Source organism: Staphylococcus sp. GDB20D11A (assembly GCF_016893255.1).
Taxonomy (GTDB): Bacteria; Bacillota; Bacilli; order Staphylococcales; family Staphylococcaceae; genus Staphylococcus; species Staphylococcus aureus.
In genome coordinates, this window is record NZ_JAFEPJ010000033.1 from 1 (window position 1) to 3,605 (window position 3,605).

Sequence of the window (3,605 nt, forward strand, 5' to 3'; positions counted from 1 at the left end):
GTTTTTGGGTTAGTATTTTTTTTGAGGTTGTTTCACATATTTTGGGGTGTTTTCCTAGGGGGGTACTACGACCCCCCCTAGGAGTGCATTGTGCATTGTGAAAAATAATGAGCATATTATTGACTTTATGCGCATAGATATGTATATTGAACACATAAGCAATTTTGGAGGTGTTTTTTGATATTGGAGAATAAAAAAGAGAGAAAAAGATTAAATATTACATTACCGCCAGAGCTAATTGAGGAATTAGAAAAAGTGAATAAAAAATATAAAATAAATAAGTCTAGTCAGATTGAAACGTTGATCACTAAATATTTAAGAAAGGAGTATGGTGATTTAGGATAAAAAAAAGAACCTTGCCCTAACAAGATTCTTTTTCGATGATGTCATGACGTGACATGTTTTGTTAATCACCAATATAATACCATGGCTAAATACACTAAATCAAGAACGTGGGGTATGGTTGTTTACCCAGAATCAGCCCCCGAAAATTGGCAAGAATTATTAGAGGAAACTTTTATGCAATTTGCAGTTTCTCCTTTGCATGATAAAGATACAAATCCAGATGGAGAAATAAAAAAACCACATTGGCATGTAATATTAATATGGGACGGGCCAGTTACTCAAAATGCAGCAATGAAAATAGCTGAAAAAGTAAATGCACCTCAACCTGTTAAATTAGAAAGCGTGCGTGGTGCATATAGATATTTCACTCACATGGATAACCCTGAAAAATATCAATACGATGAAAAAGATATAAAATTATATAATGGCTTTGATATATCTTCTTATGTGTCATTAACAAAAGAAGAAAAGTATGAGGCTATTGGAAAAATAATGGATATAATTAACGATAATGGAATTACAGAATATATAGATTTATTAAATATACTTAGAATGAATGACTATAATTTATTTAAAGTTGCTTGTGATAACACTATATTGTTTACAAATGTTGTACGTTCGCTTAGACATTCAGAAGATAAGCGAAGATGATTTTGAACTTAGAGAATTTAATTTTATTCTACGAGTTTAAACGAGTAGATCATAAAATTAAATGAACATATAGCAACCATATTTTTGGTTGCTGGGTTTTGAACTTTGGGACTGATTTATTCAGTCCCTTTTTGCGTTAGCAAAAACATAAAGGGTTTGGGATATAATCCCAACAAGTAGGTGTATGGGTACCATACACGTATCTTACCAAATCCCTCTCATCAATGCTATGATGAGGCCGTAAAGTTGTTTATTTAATTGGTGCCGACAATTAAATAAATCAACATACGGGCGTTTTTTAGGGTGGCGCAAAGATTAAGCGCCAGACTAAAAACATGATAGCTTTAGGGGGCAAATTTGACGGCACATTTTTGCCGTCGCCCCCTAAACTTGATGAGAAAGGGGTGCGATTTTTGGCTACGGAGAATAGACGAGAAAGCAAGCAAATAAAGTTCAGAGTGACACAAGAAGAATATGAGCGACTTGAACAAATGGCAGAAACGTTAAATACATCTGTTCCAATGCTTGCAAAAGACGCAGCGCAGAAAAAGCGTATAAAAGCACCATTGATTGATAGACAAGGTGCAATTGAAATTGCGAAAGAGTTAAGAGCAATTGGAACAAATATTAATCAGATTACAAGAGCAGTAAATACAAAAGATTTAATTGATTATGACATAGGAAACGTATTATTAGACGAATTAGGCGATTTAAGAAACGAGATGGGTAAATTATGGCAGTTATTAAAATAAGCGCTACAAAGTCTTTAAATAGGCTTATATCGTATGCCGAAAAGAAAGCAGAAGTACAATCGGGTGTAAATGTTGATGATGAGTTTGCGAAAGAGCAGATGAAAACAACACGAATGATATTTAATAAAAACGACGGACGACAGGGTTATCATTTAATTCAGTCATTCGATCCAGAAGATAATATCACACCAGAAGAAGCCAATGAGATAGGTCAAGAATTAGCAAAAGAAGTTGCACCAGACCATGAAATAACGATTTATACGCATACAGATAGAGACCATATTCATAATCATATATGCATAAATAGTGTGAATATGAATACAGGGAAAAAATTTGTGAATGATAGAAATAAGCTTTATGAAATGCGTAATAAAAGTAATGAGTTATGCCAAAGATACAATTTAATTAATTCTAGCAACAAACAAGCACAAATTAGGTACACGCAGGCAGAAAGAGCAATTATAGAAAAAGGTCAAGTTAGTTGGAAAGATGAAATTAGACAAGCGATTGATAAAGAAAAACTAAATTCAAATAGTTTTGATGAATTTAAAGATAATATGCAAGAGAACTACGGTATTGAAGTTAAAGAACGTGGAAAGAATATCAGTTTCAAACATCCCGATAAAAAAGCATTTGTTAGAGGTAAAACTTTAGGCAATGCTTACGAGAAAGGAACGATAAATAATGAGCTTAACAGAGAGAGTGAACGAACAGAACAACAGACGCAATCAGATAGACCAAAACAAGTTACTAGAACAAATGAAAGATCTAGAGGCACAGATAAGGACATTGAGAAACGAGCCGATGTTACTAGAATCGAGCATTACTCAAGAGATAACGGCGATACACAAAGCGTCGGACAAGATACTAAACCAAATCGCAAAGGCACAAAAAGAAATAGCAAGCGAGAACGAGACTTCCGTAGAGCATTTAAAAAGCATAATGAACGCACTGCAGAACTTAATGGACGAGCAGATGAAGAACTTCCAGATAGAGAACAAGAAAATGTTAGAGACAATCAAGCCGACATTGGAGAAGATAGAGCAGAGCCACAACTCGAAATTGAACTCGATGGACCAGAACTTCAATAGAATGGTTATGCATATACGTCACACAAGCAATATGAATAACCTTAGAAACCATTTAATCAATATTGGGGGTTCAAGTATCCTAACAACGATATTAGTCCTTATTTTGCATTTTATAGGGGTTATATGAGCCACATAAATGATTAAGCACGTTTTATGCCGAGAAAATCTATTTGTCGATGAGAGCCCTTAATTAGACTAAAAGCGCCAGCGGTCGGATAGCGTCAGCTATCAAATCGACCGATGGACAGCTTTAGGATTATTAAGGAGCGCAGAATCGTCGGCAAATAGAGGAATTGGAATAAACATATAAAGGGAGTGCTTGGAATGAATGATGATACAAAAGAATTAGTAGTTAAGGAATTAGAATATATTAATGGTTCGGTTGAAGAGTTAAAAGCTTTTTTGGATAGATATGATGACGAAACGATAATTGGCCGTATTGTAGAAATAGAGGCTAGAACGCAAAAGATTTTTAATAATATACAAAAAGAGCACTGATCCTTTTTGGGTCAGTGCTCTTTTATAGCATATTGTCCTACTAACAGGATAACTCGTGCATTTGAATTTTAACGTTCGCGCAGAGTCGACAAACGACAGACAGGTCAATTGCCAGTTAGTACAAACGCCGACCTTCCGTAAGCGTTATGGCATTACTCACACGCATTAATTTTTATATCTGCCACGAGTAACTATGGCCGATTCTGCAATATGCTATTAGTATGTTATAACATGATATGAAATGTCATATCAATTTAAGTGTTTTTTG

General features: G+C 34.6%; 5 protein-coding genes. All 5 read left to right on the top strand.

Features of this window, described 5'->3' with window-relative positions; translation table 11 throughout:
* Nucleotides 1-183 precede the first annotated feature (183 nt).
* The 5 genes from JV528_RS13450 (at nucleotide 184) to JV528_RS13470 (ending at nucleotide 3,337) form a co-directional block, all read left to right on the top strand.
* On the top strand, nucleotides 184-345 hold the full coding sequence (locus JV528_RS13450) for a ribbon-helix-helix domain-containing protein (protein WP_165628176.1): 162 nt from the start codon (nucleotides 184-186) through the stop codon (nucleotides 343-345).
* A gap of 81 nt (nucleotides 346-426) precedes the next feature.
* Nucleotides 427-996, top strand: a complete 570-nt coding sequence (locus tag JV528_RS13455) for a replication protein (RefSeq protein ID WP_069996713.1) — start codon at nucleotides 427-429, stop codon at nucleotides 994-996.
* Between the two features lie 413 nt (nucleotides 997-1,409).
* Nucleotides 1,410-1,748, top strand: a complete 339-nt coding sequence (locus JV528_RS13460) for a plasmid mobilization protein (protein ID WP_204254851.1) — start codon at nucleotides 1,410-1,412, stop codon at nucleotides 1,746-1,748.
* On the top strand, nucleotides 1,730-2,839 hold the full coding sequence (locus JV528_RS13465) for a relaxase/mobilization nuclease domain-containing protein (protein ID WP_204254852.1): 1,110 nt from the start codon (nucleotides 1,730-1,732) through the stop codon (nucleotides 2,837-2,839). The genes JV528_RS13460 and JV528_RS13465 overlap by 19 nt, the downstream gene beginning before the upstream one ends.
* Nucleotides 2,840-3,163: 324 nt before the next feature.
* Nucleotides 3,164-3,337 (top strand): hypothetical protein, encoded by a 174-nt coding sequence (locus tag JV528_RS13470; RefSeq protein ID WP_204254853.1) that lies wholly within the window; start codon nucleotides 3,164-3,166, stop codon nucleotides 3,335-3,337.
* Nucleotides 3,338-3,605: the final 268 nt, after the last annotated feature.

Excerpts from the sequence above, each read along its gene's own strand:
- JV528_RS13455 (WP_069996713.1), top strand. The coding sequence starts at position 427 with ATGGCTAAATACACTAAATCAAGAACGTGGGGTATGGTTGTTTACCCA.
- JV528_RS13465 (WP_204254852.1), top strand. The coding sequence starts at position 1,730 with ATGGCAGTTATTAAAATAAGCGCTACAAAGTCTTTAAATAGGCTTATA.
- JV528_RS13470 (WP_204254853.1), top strand. The coding sequence starts at position 3,164 with ATGAATGATGATACAAAAGAATTAGTAGTTAAGGAATTAGAATATATT.